This is a genomic window from Teredinibacter turnerae T7901, assembly GCF_000023025.1.
In the GTDB taxonomy this organism is placed as follows: domain Bacteria; phylum Pseudomonadota; class Gammaproteobacteria; order Pseudomonadales; family Cellvibrionaceae; genus Teredinibacter; species Teredinibacter turnerae_B.
Window position 1 is genome coordinate 3,258,025 of sequence record NC_012997.1, and the last position, 14,772, is coordinate 3,272,796.

At 51.1% G+C, this 14,772-nt stretch carries 11 protein-coding genes; 2 read left to right on the forward strand and 9 right to left on the reverse strand.

All coding sequences use genetic code 11. The features are described 5' to 3' along the window. Positions 1 to 76 precede the first annotated feature (76 nt). The 9 genes from TERTU_RS12835 to TERTU_RS12875 form a co-directional block, all read right to left on the reverse strand. On the reverse strand, positions 77 to 313 hold the full coding sequence (locus TERTU_RS12835) for a YgaP family membrane protein (RefSeq protein ID WP_015817772.1): 237 nt from the start codon (positions 311 to 313) through the stop codon (positions 77 to 79). After that, the gene (locus TERTU_RS12840; protein ID WP_015820429.1) at positions 297 to 680 is read right to left on the reverse strand and encodes an ArsR/SmtB family transcription factor; all 384 of its coding nucleotides are present in this window, start codon (positions 678 to 680) and stop codon (positions 297 to 299) included. The genes TERTU_RS12835 and TERTU_RS12840 overlap by 17 nt, the downstream gene beginning before the upstream one ends. Positions 681 to 999: 319 nt before the next feature. Further along, positions 1,000 to 1,749 carry a lipoprotein intramolecular transacylase Lit gene (locus tag TERTU_RS12845; protein ID WP_015819651.1) on the reverse strand — a complete coding sequence of 250 codons (750 nt, stop codon included), beginning with the start codon at positions 1,747 to 1,749 and terminating at the stop codon, positions 1,000 to 1,002. Positions 1,750 to 1,834: 85 nt separating this feature from the next. Continuing rightward, entirely contained in the window at positions 1,835 to 2,734 is a 900-nt protein-coding gene (locus TERTU_RS12850) for an FAD:protein FMN transferase (protein WP_015817829.1), read from the reverse strand. Next, complete coding sequence (locus TERTU_RS12855; protein ID WP_015818516.1) at positions 2,734 to 3,891, reverse strand: DUF3570 domain-containing protein; 1,158 nt, start codon at positions 3,889 to 3,891, stop codon at positions 2,734 to 2,736. The genes TERTU_RS12850 and TERTU_RS12855 overlap by 1 nt, the downstream gene beginning before the upstream one ends. A gap of 73 nt (positions 3,892 to 3,964) precedes the next feature. Next, positions 3,965 to 4,177, reverse strand: coding sequence for a DUF4266 domain-containing protein (locus tag TERTU_RS12860; RefSeq protein ID WP_015817658.1), 213 nt, complete (start codon positions 4,175 to 4,177; stop codon positions 3,965 to 3,967). Beyond that, positions 4,174 to 4,695 (reverse strand): TlpA family protein disulfide reductase, encoded by a 522-nt coding sequence (locus TERTU_RS12865; RefSeq protein ID WP_015817478.1) that lies wholly within the window; start codon positions 4,693 to 4,695, stop codon positions 4,174 to 4,176. The genes TERTU_RS12860 and TERTU_RS12865 overlap by 4 nt, the downstream gene beginning before the upstream one ends. 43 nt (positions 4,696 to 4,738) lie before the next feature. Further along, a complete protein-coding gene (locus TERTU_RS12870; protein WP_015820910.1) occupies positions 4,739 to 6,007 on the reverse strand; it encodes a DUF1552 domain-containing protein in 1,269 nt (422 codons plus the stop codon). 26 nt (positions 6,008 to 6,033) lie between these two features. Further along, on the reverse strand, positions 6,034 to 10,308 hold the full coding sequence (locus tag TERTU_RS12875) for a DUF1592 domain-containing protein (RefSeq protein WP_015817040.1): 4,275 nt from the start codon (positions 10,306 to 10,308) through the stop codon (positions 6,034 to 6,036). A 1,145-nt stretch (positions 10,309 to 11,453) separates the two neighbouring features. On the opposite strand from TERTU_RS12875, the gene TERTU_RS12880 reads away from it, so the two are divergent. Together TERTU_RS12880 and TERTU_RS12885 are read left to right on the forward strand one after the other, a co-directional pair. Next, a complete protein-coding gene (locus tag TERTU_RS12880; protein ID WP_015818145.1) occupies positions 11,454 to 12,923 on the forward strand; it encodes a NarK family nitrate/nitrite MFS transporter in 1,470 nt (489 codons plus the stop codon). Positions 12,924 to 13,037: 114 nt separating this feature from the next. Beyond that, positions 13,038 to 14,765 (forward strand): bifunctional protein-serine/threonine kinase/phosphatase, encoded by a 1,728-nt coding sequence (locus tag TERTU_RS12885; RefSeq protein ID WP_015818631.1) that lies wholly within the window; start codon positions 13,038 to 13,040, stop codon positions 14,763 to 14,765. Positions 14,766 to 14,772 lie beyond the last annotated feature (7 nt).

Genomic DNA, 14,772 nt, shown 5'->3' on the forward strand with positions numbered 1-14,772 from the left:
CCTCGTCGACGTAATATGAATCTTGCGAACGGGTCAAGCGATGAAGTTTTCTCCATGGTAGCTTTCCTTATTATGATTAGTTGGCACTGCACTTGAACGCCGCACCTGGGTTCACGCCCAGTTTATTCAGAATAATCACCAGCGGGCAGAAGCCGGTGAACGAGGCCTGCAGCAAATTGGCGCCAACAAACGCGGTGAACCAAAGCCAGTAAGGACTGTGAAAATGCGCCAATGCCAAGCTTAGCAGTACGAATATTCCAGCAATACGAAATACCCAGGTATCTATGTTGGTGCCTTCATTCATGTGCGTCATGTTTGTGCTCTCCGGTTACAGAATTGTCGTGCTGCACGCCGCAATAGTGCTGCTGCAGAATTTGAATGATCTGTAATGCGGGGCCTTCAGCAATAGCGTAGTAGATATGCTGGCAATCCCGCCGCGTCCGCACCAGATGCTCTTTACGCATGATGGCAAGGTGCTGCGACAGGGCCGACTGAGACAATGGCACCCGTTGATTAAGTTGCGACACAGTAAACTCCCCACCAGCGCCCGCGAGAACACACAGCACCATAAGACGATGGGGATTGGCGAGGCTTTTAAGCAGTGTGGCAGCGGAGTCTGCATTGGCTGACACCTGTGCTATTTCGGTAACTTCGCTTAATACCTTGCTCAGATCAGCCATGCTCGTCTCCCACAGTATTTGTCGCACGGCGCTTCACTGCTGGGGATGCACCCAGGCCGCGAGTCGAACTCCACCCAGCACAGAATGCCCTTTTACCGTACCTTGCCTTACCGCACCTTGCCTTACCGCACAGCGCTTCCGGCATTACAAACCATAGATACACTCACAGGCTTTCCAGTAGCGCCAGCCAACCTAGAGATATCTAATTTAGATTTATCTAATATAGTGGATATGAGCTTCCCGTGCAACATTCGCGGGTAACAAATCTTGTGTTGAGATGGGCTCCGCTAGCTAAACAACACGGAGATAAAGTGACGCGTCAGGGGCGACTCCGACTCGCAATCATGCCTTGAAAAACGAAAAACAACATGAGACTCAAGAGCAGCATTGCCGCCGCTATCCAGCCAAATAACACTGGCGCTAGCATCATTGTCGACATCAGGGATTCCTGATAGTAGAAAAACCACTGGTGCCCCGGTGGAAACACCTGCACATGCATAAAATTAAAGACCGTTTCCGGGCCAATAATCAAAACAGCAAACACTGCGGGCAGCAGCCAGATTGCCAGCCCGGCACATTGGTCAAGCAAACGCGGCAGTGCACGTTTGCGCCAAAGCAACACAGAAGCAATCCCCCAGACGAGTATTGCGCCCAGTGCAACCACGCGTAAAAAGTCGATTAAATTTGCTACATCCTGGAGGTGTTCTATCTCGGGTGCCCGCAGCAACAATTGCACGCCGCCACTGCTGGGGGTTTGGTAGTGTATTTGCGCGAGACCCTCGCCACCGTGATGTACGCTGTAGTTAATCTGCTGAAACAGATCGATACGCTGTGCACGCGTGGTATCGGCAAAACCCGGTTTAAACCGGTTTAGCGGCCCGTACTTCTCAATGCCCTCTTCGATCCCTCCGATGTCATGCCAGAGACCATAGCCGAAATTGCTCAGCGCAAGAACAAACCAGCTGATAGAGAGCGCTGTAACAAACGACAGCAATGCATAGCCCCCGGCAAGGACACATCGTCTAAACAATGTGCTGACGTTCGAATTGCGCGCGGTATGCTTTGCCATAGTCCCCTCACAGACCGTACTTCAGAAATGAGAGCTGGCATGGTAGAGATATGCGCCCAGAAAGGCAAAATTCGGGCAGGAGAAATCAGTTAACCAAATTTCCGTCCATACTGAGGTTTTGATCAATTTGCAGGTAGTGCACACCGGAGTCTGCCAACCAGTTAGTATCGGTTTCACTTTTTAGCATCGCCACACTGGCGAAAGACCCGGCCAACAAACACTGATCGGCGATGACTGTTACCGAAATCCGCTGTGGCCGAATGGAAAAACCATTGCGCGGATTTAGCAGGTGGCAATAGCGCTCACCGTCAATCAGCATAAAACGCTCGTAGTCGCCGCTTGTGGCTATAGCGCCACGGGACATTGGAATACGTGCAATCGCCTGCTCCTGCTTGCGCGGATGTTGAATACCCACCTGCCAGGGCGCGTTATCCGGGTGCGGACCGACAACTGCGATATCGCCACCTAAATTAACCAGCCCGTGTTCCACGCCCTCGGCTTTGAGCAGCGCTACCAGTTGGTCCGCCGCATATTCTTTTACGAACCCGCCAAAATCAATTTCCATCCCGACGGTCGGCAAATAAAAATAGGGCGCCTCCCAGCGCACCTGCTGCCACCCTATTCTCGGTAGAAGCTGCTGCAGGCGTTCCGCCTCTGGAAGCTTGCCCGAACGGAAATTCCACACACGACGTAGAATTCCAGAAGTGATATCAAACAAGCCATCACTCTGCTCGAACAGCACTTGAGCGTAATTGAGCAACCCGGCAGTCTCGGAATCGACTTCAACCGGCTCGCCTCCACCTGCGGCACGATTTATTTGCGATGTTACACTTTTTGGCCGGTACCGCGTGTACTTGGCTTCCAGTGCTTCGAGACGTGCCACAGCATTGTGAATTATCCCAGAAGCGGCAGCTTCGCTCGCGTAGAACTGGATCTCGCAGCGGCTGCCCATCGCCTTAAAACTGTGTTTGTGCAAAGAGAGCATTAGAACGACGTCCCCACTCCCAGGGAAATCGCGCTGTAACTTAGCAATGCCGGGTGGTCACCGCTAGCGGAATAGTTTTCGTACTGTAAATTTACAGAGACCGTATTCCATTGGCGAATCACTTTAAAGCGCGCACTTACCGCAGAAAACTCGGACAGACGATAGTCACTGGAATAAAACCCATCTGCACGGCGGTTCTCATAAAACGGCTCATAGAAGGTTGCCGCCGACTGATGGTAATAACGCAGCGATGGCACTAGCTGCCATTTACTACCGAGATTTTGGTACCAGGCTAGGTCGAGGCTTTCCGACGTTACTTCCCAATCGTTTTGGTAGAGTTTGATATCTGTGTGCAGCGCAGCTTGCGCCTCTGGAAAAAACTGGCGCAGCATCAGCGACCCGCCAACTTGATTCTGCACATCCGGGCGGTTGTCGCGCACAATTTCGTTATCTACCCACGCCAGTTTGTAGGCATCAGACAAATAACCATCCAGCGAAGTAACGCCAATATTCATACCGAACAATCGGTTGCGGGTCATTACGATGGAATACCCCAAATATCCCCGCAGGCGGTTTTTAATTTCTTCTACAGGACGCCCCGCATAAATATCGGCATCTGTGGCATTGATAAAATCGCGACTGCCGCTAATTCCCCAACTCAAGGTGCCGCGTTGTTGCAGTGTCCGCCACTGGCCGCTATAGCCAAACGCCAGCGACTCATAATCGTTCTCTGCAGACACACTTAGCGATAAGGTCGTCTCCGAAGACGCGTTGTAACTGCGAAAGTCCATGCCCAGCTCGTTGCGCGCTTCGTCAATCGTGGCACCACTCATTACCTGTACCGCTTCTCCCTCAGCATTAGGTACCACATACCAGGGCGACGCGCCCGACATAGTTTCGTTGACAACACTGAGCGAAATTTCCGTATCTTCCGATACAGGAGTTTTCACACTCAGTTGATGTACTTGTATTTGGTATCGCTCGAGACTGCCTTCAGCGACATCTTTTGCATCCATTTCACCTTCGCTGTAATTGGTAAAGCGATAGGCAATTTGCGTTTTTTGATCGGGTGGATTGGCCAGCGCGGGTTGCGCAAGCCCCGAAAGCATCATGGCCGCCGAACTCAGTGCCGCCAGGGTCGATTTTTTTTCCTGCATGGTTAACTCTCTGTTACCGCCAAATTTGTTATCGACAATGCTGCTCTAACGTCAGCGTTATCAACAACCGGACTCAGTTACAACCGCAACCACCGCCCGCGCCGGCGGCTACGGATTGGGACGCTTCTTTACTGTGGTAAATATGGTCCTGAATCTTTTGCTCCAGCGGGTCTGGCGTAAATGCCATTTCATTGCGCGCTAAATTACCGCGCTCCCACACTTTAACTTGGGTGCATCCTGTTGCTGCGATAGCAACAAGCACCGCGACTATAAACCGAATTATCACGAAGGCTCCTTCAATAATTGGCTCACCAGTTGTTCAATTTTTTGGGGTTCATCTTTATGAAAACCCACGATTTCTGCACGAGCAACGCCTTTTTTATCAATAATCACGGCGCTGGGCATGCCTTTAATTTGAAAAATCTGGGCCGCAGCACCTTTTGGGTCTGTCGCTAACGGAAACGATACCGGAAACTTTTTGAGGAATCCGTTTGCATCCGCCGTATTTTCATCCAGGTTTACACCAACCACTTCAAACCCCTCAGCCTGATACTTGGTTCGCAATTCATTCAGTACAGGAAAAGACGCGCGGCAAGGCCCGCACCAGGATGCCCAGAAATCCAGATAGACCACTTTGCCGCGATAATCGGCCAGTGTAAAGCCTGCGTCGTCGTGATTTGACAGGGTTGTTAACACCAACCCAGGCGCAGGCTTGCCAATTTCCACTGCTGCCACACTTGCGCTCAAAAAACAGCCAGCAACAATTCCACTCAACGCGCGAAAAACGTTTTTACCACTTAACATACTCAGTTCTCTCGTAAACATCTTAAGAAAAAAATTCTGCAGGTCAGAACAATATGTTGCTCGCAGGCCCTGCGGGCGCGTAGCCACCAATATTGCCGTACACGCCCATGTACTCGGCAGCGGTATCCAGCAGCTGGTGATGGTTGCCCACCGAAATCACGCGGCCACGATTTACCGCGCTACCACCACCGGCCAGCATATATGGCGCATCCGACCCTGTGTGCGCATTGCCATCCGCCATATCAGTTACCTGCACGACCAGCGTGGAGTCGATCATTTTGCCACCAGCAGGATCGTCCTCTTCGGCAAGCCGGCGAATAAGGTGTGCAACCCGCTCGGAAAAGTAGGTGCGGTAGGAAGCGTAGTAATCCAGGTTTCCGCTGTGGATGGAGGTGTGATAATCACCAGAAAGCCCCGTCACGGCAAAATCCGATTGATGGGTACCGAGCTGCATAGTGACAACGCGCGTGAGATTACACTTCAATGCGAGAATGGCATTTTCTGACTGCAGTGCAAATAAATTGGTGAATTCCGTATCGACCTGCTGCGCAGAAAGCCCTTGCGGATTAAATAGTGGGTCGCTACAACCCGCTGGTGCAGAACCCTGTGAGGCGGCATCTATGTCTGACTGTAATTTGGCAATTGCATCCTGATGCTCTTCCAACCGGTGCAATTCATAATTGCCAAGTCGGGTTTTAATTTTTTCCAACGCCGCGCGATTAATTTCCAACATTTTTTTATCACGTTTAGCGCCGATCGGGCTCGCATCAATGGCGCCGCCAAATAATTTTTCGAATGCGGTTTGCGGATTGTCCTGATAATCCGTTACTGCAGCAAAACCCCGCGCAGAAATTGGGTCCAGGCCACGGGTTCGAATACCGAGGCGCAACGATGCCACAGGTGATGTGGAACCGACAGTTTCGCCCAGAGCGAGATCGATAGTACCTGTGACACCATCGGCAAAAGCACCGAGCACGCGCTGGGTGAGACCGTGACCACCGCCACCAACAATTTCCACATCACGCAGAAAAACGCAGTGGTTTTTTACATCTTCCAACGGCGCAGAACACGTTTTAAGCGTGAGGTCGTCACTTGGCGTGTAAGAGTAACTAGCAGCCAATGGCGTGCCATCTGGCACATACAGAAAAATTACCCGGCGCATATCCACGGCCGCAGCCATCGCCTGGCGGCCGAGCAACAACCCGGCGCCCAACCCCGAGGCTTGCAGCACCGGCAAGCTTAAGCCCGCCTTGCCGATAAACTTAAGGAATTCACGACGTTTTAACAGCGCAGTTTCTTTTGTATGACTCATTTTATTTCTACCTCGCATTTTCCCGTTTACCGCTGTACGTCTTTGCGATAACGCACGCTGTCCATTGAACCAATCGCTTTTAACAATTCCCGAGTGCTGTAGTCGTTTGACTGCATTTGTGCATCAAGCTTATCGACCTCACAACTGTAGTTATCAATTTCGTCTTGAGACAAAGCAATATCAATCGCGCGATCAAGATACGTCGAGCCAGTACCCATCGCCAGACGGAAGGTATTGTCGATAAAACAGCGTCGGGTTACATCCAGGCCTGCAATCGCGTGAGCAATATCTTTAGCACCATTAAATTCAATACTATTGCCGTCGTTGATACTGTTTACGCCAAACAAGGTGCCATCAAACTCTACAGTTAAACCGTTGTAGTCCTGTGTTTGAGGCAGACCCACTGCATTGAAATCTTCAAAACCACCGCCTAACGGATTGATCATTTTTTCATGACAGGTTTGGCACAGCCCCGCTGACGTCTGGAATTCGTACTTCTTACGCGCAGTCGCCAGGCCATTGTTCTGTGCAAGGTACTCTTCCCACTCTTTGCGTGCCTCTTCACGAGCTTCATCAAAGTCATCGCCGTTAAGCGCAACACCAGTCGGAGGCGCGGGCACGTCGTGACACAGGAATAAGCGGCGCAAGTAGGTCGCACGCAGGATAGGGCCGGTTTCCTGCTCGTGTGCGTTCACAGTTAAGAATGCACCCGAAGTAACCAAACCTGCGCGCGATGAAATACCCGTAACCTTCTGCATCGTCGGCCCTGAAATACCAGTGATGCCGTAGAAATCCGCCAGCGCCCCATTCGCAAAGGTAAAACCACCGTCAAACAAGGACGTGAACGGCTCGCCTTCATCCAGTACGACATGGTTGAACACCTCACGTACCTCTTGTGCCATTGCACGGCGCACGTCCGAGGTGAATGTTGGATAAATTGATTCGTTTTTCACCATATCCAACACTCGGTCTGTACGCAGCCACTGGGCGGCAAAGTTACCGAAGTGTTCACGTGCCCTGGGCGTATTCAACAAACGCTGAACCTGTGCATTAATTTGTGCCTTGGTTTGCAGTGCATCCTCATCCGCAGCAGTCAGTAAAGTGTCGTCCGGGGTAGTGCCCGTAAACGTAAAGCTGAGGAACGCCGCCAGCTGATAAGGTGTTAACACATAGGCATCCGCATCCAGTTCGACTTCCGGTGCAGAAGGCAATGCAGGCACACCGGCCGACACCTCCAGGCGAGAAATAACCAGATTTTGCCCTTGCATATATTCATTTGGTCGTCCGGCATCTTTATCCACTACTGCAAAATACTGAGTTCCACTTAATTCCTCGGTATAGAACTTGTAGGTTTTGTTGTATGTGTGGGTAATTTCAAATTCAGCGATCGTTAAGCCGTTGGACACAATCTGCATCATCGGCCACAAACCATTTGCCGCTGACTGTTCGCCTTTCACCGTTACCGTTATCAGGTCGGCCCCGGTGAAATTGGCATTTACGCCAAACTGGTTGTATAGCTCGAGGCGTTTTGGATCAGCTTCTGAGATGTACGTTTGTACATTGCCCGTTTGTTCATAATCTTGCTCGTCGGAAATTCCGGTTTCGATATCAATGATGGAAATGCCGGTCTCGTCGCGATACAAAAACTGCGGCGACGTCAGCATGGCGCGTAAGGCCAGAGCGATGCCCTCTTTATTTTCGCCACCTGTGTAATCATTTGTGAAAATACTCAAATAACTTGTTGTTTCTTCGTCGGTGAGTGGTCGGCGGAAAATACGCTTACCTTGAGTGGAAATTAAGCGGTCACCACAGTTCTGACTACTTAAGCCCGCACAATCTACAAACCCAGAGAAATTGTTTTGTGCCATTAAATCGACAACTTTTGCTACCACCAAACCGTACGACTGCAACGCGCCGCTGTCGATATTGGTCATGATATTGTTGGAAAACCCGTTGAGCTTATTGTCGGCAGGGATTGCATCATAAGTGCTCTGCCCCAGATCGTTAATTAAGTTAACGCCGGTAAGATCTTCAATCGCATTGCTGAACTCGTTGCGGGTAAGCACTCGTAACAACCGCGGTCCATAAGTAACACCACAAGCAACCGGCTCACCGCCGGAGCTGGACGAACTGCTGCTGGAGCTACTGCTCGAACTGGAAGAGCTGCTAGATGTATTGCCTCCGCTGGATGTGCTGCTTGAGCTGGATGAGCTGCTCGAGCTGCTGGAACTCGAAGACGCATTACCATTCCAACTGCGAATATAGGCCGCGATAGAATCTGAACACTCACCGATACATTTTTCTGGCTGATTAAACGGCATGGACGTAGCCAGGTAGGTTGCCAGACTGGAAAGCTTGTATTCGGACTTTGTAGGATCAATTGGAGTGAGTCCATCCCCTTTCGCACCGTGGCAACCTACGCAGCCTAAACTGTTTTGCTCGTAATAGGTTTTACCCAGCGCCACCAGATCGACACCACCAGAACTGCTCGAACTTGAGGACGAACTGGAACTCGATGAACTTGAAGAAGAACTTGAGCTGGACGAACTGCTGCCATTGCCTGAGCTGCCATCGCACGTCAGAGGCGCATCGGACATTTCAATATCGTCCATCCACACGTCCGCATCATTATTACTGAAGCTGTGCCAACCAAAAAATGCATAGTTAAACTTACCGTCCAACCAATGGGCGTTGCCGTTAACACCGCCATTATTCCAGTCATTGGCCGCATCAATGCTATGCAGGAGTTCGCCATCAACATAGGCATTCAATTGATGATAAGCGAGATCACCAGCCAGCATTTCCACTACCACACAGTGCCAGTCGTTGGCGGTAATTTCCGGGCCGCTATACCACTGACTTTGCGGCGGAGCAATGTCATCGCTGGGTACTTCGTTGGTGCCCACGTGCCCTTTAATCTGACCAAAGCGAATTTCGTTGTCGGCGCCCGAGGCATTTGCCCTTACACCCATAATATGCTCGTGATTATCATTGGCTTCGTTACCGAGCTTTTTACTCATGTACACCATGGCCTTTAGATAAACGCGATCCAAACCTTGTGGCAGCGCTTTTACTATCTGTGCAGGCGCGGCACCGCCCTTAAAATGCACCGACTTGCTGCCGGAATACGCTCGGGAATTATCGACAACTGCGTACACTGCCTGCCCTGAATTATTGTTGGGGTTATTGGACTGCCAGCCAACGAAATTATCCCAACCTGCAGGCTGCTGGCTTACGGAACTGCTTTCGAAATCGTCACTCACAAAAAAGCCACTTCCGCTAGAACTGCTGGAGCCACCCGCCATTCCGCTCGAACTGCTCGAAGATGAGCTTGAGGAGCTCGATGAGCTGGAACTGGACGAGGAACTACTGCTGGATGAACTGCTACTGGAAGAGCTGCCTGCCCATGTGCGAATGTAAGCAGCAATATCTGCGGCGCACTCCGCGCCGCAGCTCGCGGGATTAATCTGTGGCATATCCTCGGCAATAATGTTTTCCAGCGTTTTATTGTTTTGACCAAACACCGTCGCATGCGGGTCGATTTTGTATAAGCCCTCACCCATAGCACCGTGACAGGTCGTACAATTTAAGGTGGCGTTGGCGTAAAGCAACTGACCATTTGCTGCGTTACCCACATATCCAGAAGATGAGCTTGATGAACTCGAAGAACTCGATGAAGACGTGTTAGGGGTACCTGAGCCACTTGAGCTGGATGCGCTTGACGAGCTGCTACCACCAACAATCACACCGCCGCTGGAGCTGCTACTCGAACTGGAACTTGATGTGCTACTCGATGTGCTGGAAGACGAACTCGAACTGTTTGAACTGCTCGCACTGGAACTGCTGCTGCCTGAACCATTGTCGGTTGGTGGTAAGCCAGCAAAATTTTCCAACATATAGCCCGCAATCTGCGAACTGCACTGGGTATCGCATTGCTCAGGATTACCCAAGGGCATGGTCTGCTCGATTCGCAGCGCCAGCAAGCTGAAATCGCCACATACATCGCACCCCAGTAATTCGCCGCCTGCCAGGCCACCCTTTCCGTCTTTCCCGTGGCAACTTGCGCACTGGGCCTCGTAAAGGGCCTCGCCGGGATGTGGTGTATCCACTACCGGCTCCCCGCCACTCGAACTACTGCTGCTGGTGCTGCTTGCGCCCCCACCGGTATCTGTCGATGGTGGGTCCACCTCCGGCAAGGGTGTGTTATCAAACTGAGGAGCTCCCGCCCCACCACACGCACTTAACAGTAAAAACGAAGCCAACCAACTAACAGCAACCAAATAACGCCGCAAACTTCTCATGTACATCCCACCACATAGCAAAATGCTTTTCGCAATCCCACGAAAAACAAAACAAGTTAATCACTCCAAAATATGCTAACGAGGCGGGTAATTAAGGGTATTGATGAAGTTCTCATTCGGTATTTTTCAAAATACCCGGACAAAACTGCCAACAAGTTCACACATAAGTAAAAAACATTTTTTGTTAATTTTGCAGTTGTCGAGGATGTTTACATCAAAAAAATAAAAAGATGCAAAAAATTTTATAAGCGAACCTCTGCCAGGCAATTATTCGCAGTATTTTTGAAAAGAATAGAATTCTCTTTTTGAAGTCGATCACGCAATTAATCAATAAAAGCAAAAACTGACTTATTTTCACTCATGCGGAATCGATTAAAATTGAGTTAAAAAAACACTTAGTCTTGGCGGATGTAAATTATTGCAGCACAAAATGCGGAATGTATTAAGGTTTATCACAGATATTTAAAGGTTGCATTCACCTTCGATGTCAGCTTGTTTTACAAAATTCAGCCCCAGCGTGATTTGGCGCACATATTCTAATTGCTGAAAAAGGTGACAGACGTCTCATTCAACATAATAGTACGCTCAGGCTAGTTCCCCGACTCGCGCAGATAGTTTTTAAAATTGTGAACTGCGCCCACCCCAGTTTCACCGCGTAATCTACCCATAGGCCAGTATGGGTTCCACAGCATACAGCCTCCTTATGCTGGCACCTCCTCTAAAAACCGATGGCATCGTTGTTATTCTGCGGAAAATAATCCAGAGACAAACCTGGAACAAAGACAAAGCGGTTATTCCCCAATCTTCCCGAGGGTATACCTTCACGCCTCATCGTCGACCCTCAGAAACACCCTGAGAAAGTATCGCGCCCTCTTCTTTCAAACACACTCTCAGCTAAGCCGTGATATTGACCCCTTAGCCAAACCCAATCAGCGCTCTTTTATCGGTATAGTGAAATTATGGTCTTAATATAGTGCATTTATGGGTAGATAGGCACTCTATTGGAACCACAAATACGAATAGCGGCGCACAAAAACTCCCCAAAAAGCCACAAAATAAACGATTTTTGCATTTATATAGTGCTGGCATAACCATTGCGTAGGGATTTTGACTATTTTTGCCCTCTACCCCAATCAGGTCTTCTTATGAGCCATAAACTGAACCTTGTGGACTTTTCGCAAGCCAACATACGAACCCTGCACCTCACATGGTTCGCCTTCTTTTTAACGTTTGTTATGTGGTTTTCCCATGCGCCCATGAAGCCGCTGATTATGGCGGCATTCGACCTCAGCGTGCCGCAGTGGAAAGCGCTTCTTATATTGAATGTCGCACTCACTATTCCGGCCCGCATTGTCATTGGAATCCTGGTAGACAAGTTCGGACCACGCACTGTGTACAGCACCCTGTTGGTGATTTCCGGTGTTTTGTGTGTGGGCTTCGCTTTTGCGCAGAGTTACGAGCAGTTGGCGATTATGCGTTTTGCCATGGGCTTCGCCGGGGCGGGCTTTGTGATTGGTATCCGTATGGTGGGCGAATGGTTTCCCGCACGCCAGGTGGGTTTGGCCGAGGGCGTATATGGCGGCTGGGGTAATTTCGGCTCTGCTGCCGCGGCATTTACCTTGCCTTCTTTGGCCTTGATCTACGGCGGCGATGACGGCTGGCGTTATGCCATCGCAACCACCGGCCTAATCGCTATGGTTTACGGCGTTTTCTTCTACCTTCGCGCGCGCAACACCCCGAAAGGTTCAACGTATTTCAAACCGAAAAAATCGGGTGGACTGGAAGTTACCAGCCGCAAGGACTTCTATTTCTATCTGGCGATGAATATTCCGATGTACCTGATTCTCGCAGTGCTGGCGTGGAAACTGTCACCCGCAGGTGTCGGCCTGCTGAGTCAAACCACCACCTACCTGTTATACGGCGTACTTGTTGTCCTCGGCGCAATTCAGTTTTCGCAGATCCTGAAGGTCAACAAAGAGATGCTCGCCGATGGCGCCCCTGAGCATGACAAATACTCGTTCAAGCAAGTCGCCATTCTCGATTGGGCTTACTTCGTTACCTTCGGGTCTGAGCTCGCGGTTGTATCTATGCTGCCGGCTTTCTTCCTGGAAACATTTACCAGCTTGTCTCTGGTTCAGGCAGGTGCGCTGGGTGCAGCTTTCGCGTTTATGAATCTGGTTGCTCGCCCCGGCGGTGGTTTTATCAGCGATAAATTTGGGCGTCGTAAGTCGCTGTCAATTTTCATTGCCGGTCTCGCCGCCGGCTATTTCATGCTGTCCCAAATATCCGGCAGCTGGCCAATAGCGCTGGCGGTTGCGGCAGTTATGGTGTGCTCATTTTTCGTGCAAGCCGGTGAAGGCGCAGTATTTGCGATGGTGCCGCTGGTCAAACGCCGCATGACCGGCCAAATCGCCGGTATGGTTGGCGCATATGGCAATGTCGGTGGCGTGACATTTCTGACCATCTACAGCTTCGTGGACGCCAGTACATTCTTTATGGTGATCGCCGCTTGTGCTGCGCTGGTATTTTTAATTATTCAAATGCTGGAAGAACCAGAAGGCCACATGACAGAAACCCTGGCCGATGGTACGGTGCAGCGCATCGAGTTAACCTAAACTTTATTCGATACAGCCTCATACATAACAGCCCCCTCCGGGGCTGTTTTACATTGATGGCCCCATCTATTTGGCTACATGAGCCAATATAATTTGGTGCTCTGAAAGGCCCCCATGAATCATCTGTTATCCCGTTTGGACATTACCCTCGCGCAATTCAGCGACCGGGGCCGCAAGGCCGAAAACCAGGACACGCTGGGCGCCCGAATTCCTGCGCCAGAGCAAACCGCACTACTCGCCACTAAAGGCATTGCACTGGCAATCGCCGACGGCGTCAGTTCTAGCGCAGCAGCCCGGCAAGCCAGTCAGGCTGCCGTCAGTGGATTTCTCACCGACTATTATGCAACGCCGGATACCTGGCGTACCCAGCAGTCAGCCATGCAGGTGATTCGCTCACTCAATCAATACCTTTGGGGTCAAAGTCGTAACAGTATTCGGGACGAAGGCTACCTCACCACATTTAGCGCGCTGGTTCTTAAGGGCGATAAGGTGTTTAGCTTCCACGTTGGCGACAGCCGGATCTACCGGGTACGCGACGGTCTGCTGGAACAGCTTACGCGCGATCACACCCAAAAAATTGACCGCAACACCACCTATTTGAGTCGCGCTCTCGGCGCGGATACCGCCGTAGAAGTGGACATGTTCAGCGATGAACTGCAACCAGGCGACCTGTTTATTCTTTCCACCGATGGTATTCACGACGCCGTACCACCGGCGAAATTCAGCACCCTCGCCCGCAGCGCTGAGATATCCCCCCAGGCCTTGGTAGACGCGCTGGTCGCAGAAGCGCTCGCACACAACAGCCAGGACAATATCAGCGTACAGGTCGCGCGTATTGAACAGACAGGAACGCCGAGCCAGGATGATGCAGTAACCGTGCTTTCGCGACTCCCCTTTCCGCCGTTACTTTCGCCAGGACAGACGCTGGACGGCCTGCAAGTGGACAAGGTTTTGTATGAGTCCGAACGCAGCCAAGTGTATAAGGTGCGCACCAGTACCGGCCAGTCGCTGGTGATGAAAACACCTTCGGTTAACTATTCAGACGACCCGGCGTACATTGAACGCTTTGTATTGGAATCCTGGATTGGCTCCCGCATTCATAACGCCCACGTCGCCAGAGTCGTCACCCCGCCGGGTTCCCGCAACGCACTTTACTACCTGACCGAATTCATTCCCGGGCCGACCCTGGAGCAGCTAATTCAGCAGCGCGCGCCCTTCGCAATACCCGATGCCATTGAGTTAATTGAGCAGATAATCAAAGGGATTCGGGCATTTCATCGCAAAGACACACTGCATCAGGATATCAAGCCCGGCAATATTGTGATTGGTGCCAACGGCGCCGTCATTGTAGATTTTGGCTCCTGCTGGGTTGCCGGCATCCACGAAGTTCGCTCCGCATTTCAACGCGAAATTCCTCTGGGAACATTGAGTTACTCTGCCCCCGAATACCGTTTTGGTGGCACGATTGGCCACCGCAGCGACCAGTTTTCCCTCGCTGTTCTGGTATACGAAATGCTGACTGGCAAGCTGCCCTATGGCGAAAAGTACACGCAAGCCAACACGTTAAAGTCCTTTACCAAACTGCGTTATATCCCTGCCGCCAACCACAACCCTCTGGTACCCCACTGGTTGGACCAAGCGCTGGAAAAAGCCCTGAGCATTCAGCCCGAGCAACGCTACGATGCACTTTCAGAATGGCTACTGGATTTGCAGCGCCCCAATACAGCTTGGCTCACCCCCAGCCAAAAACCCTTGTTGCAGCGCAACCCTCTGCGGGTATGGCAACTGCTTGCTGCCGCAGGCTGGGCCCTGGCGCTGGCGATGTTATTCCATAGGCGCTGATCCAGGC

Coding starts and splice junctions, on each gene's coding strand:
- TERTU_RS12835 (WP_015817772.1), bottom strand. CDS start 313: ATGACGCACATGAATGAAGGCACCAACATAGATACCTGGGTATTTCGT.
- TERTU_RS12840 (WP_015820429.1), bottom strand. CDS start 680: ATGGCTGATCTGAGCAAGGTATTAAGCGAAGTTACCGAAATAGCACAG.
- TERTU_RS12845 (WP_015819651.1), bottom strand. CDS start 1,749: ATGGCAAAGCATACCGCGCGCAATTCGAACGTCAGCACATTGTTTAGA.
- TERTU_RS12850 (WP_015817829.1), bottom strand. CDS start 2,734: ATGCTCTCTTTGCACAAACACAGTTTTAAGGCGATGGGCAGCCGCTGC.
- TERTU_RS12855 (WP_015818516.1), bottom strand. CDS start 3,891: ATGCAGGAAAAAAAATCGACCCTGGCGGCACTGAGTTCGGCGGCCATG.
- TERTU_RS12865 (WP_015817478.1), bottom strand. CDS start 4,695: ATGTTAAGTGGTAAAAACGTTTTTCGCGCGTTGAGTGGAATTGTTGCT.
- TERTU_RS12870 (WP_015820910.1), bottom strand. CDS start 6,007: ATGAGTCATACAAAAGAAACTGCGCTGTTAAAACGTCGTGAATTCCTT.
- TERTU_RS12875 (WP_015817040.1), bottom strand. CDS start 10,308: ATGAGAAGTTTGCGGCGTTATTTGGTTGCTGTTAGTTGGTTGGCTTCG.
- TERTU_RS12880 (WP_015818145.1), top strand. CDS start 11,454: ATGAGCCATAAACTGAACCTTGTGGACTTTTCGCAAGCCAACATACGA.
- TERTU_RS12885 (WP_015818631.1), top strand. CDS start 13,038: ATGAATCATCTGTTATCCCGTTTGGACATTACCCTCGCGCAATTCAGC.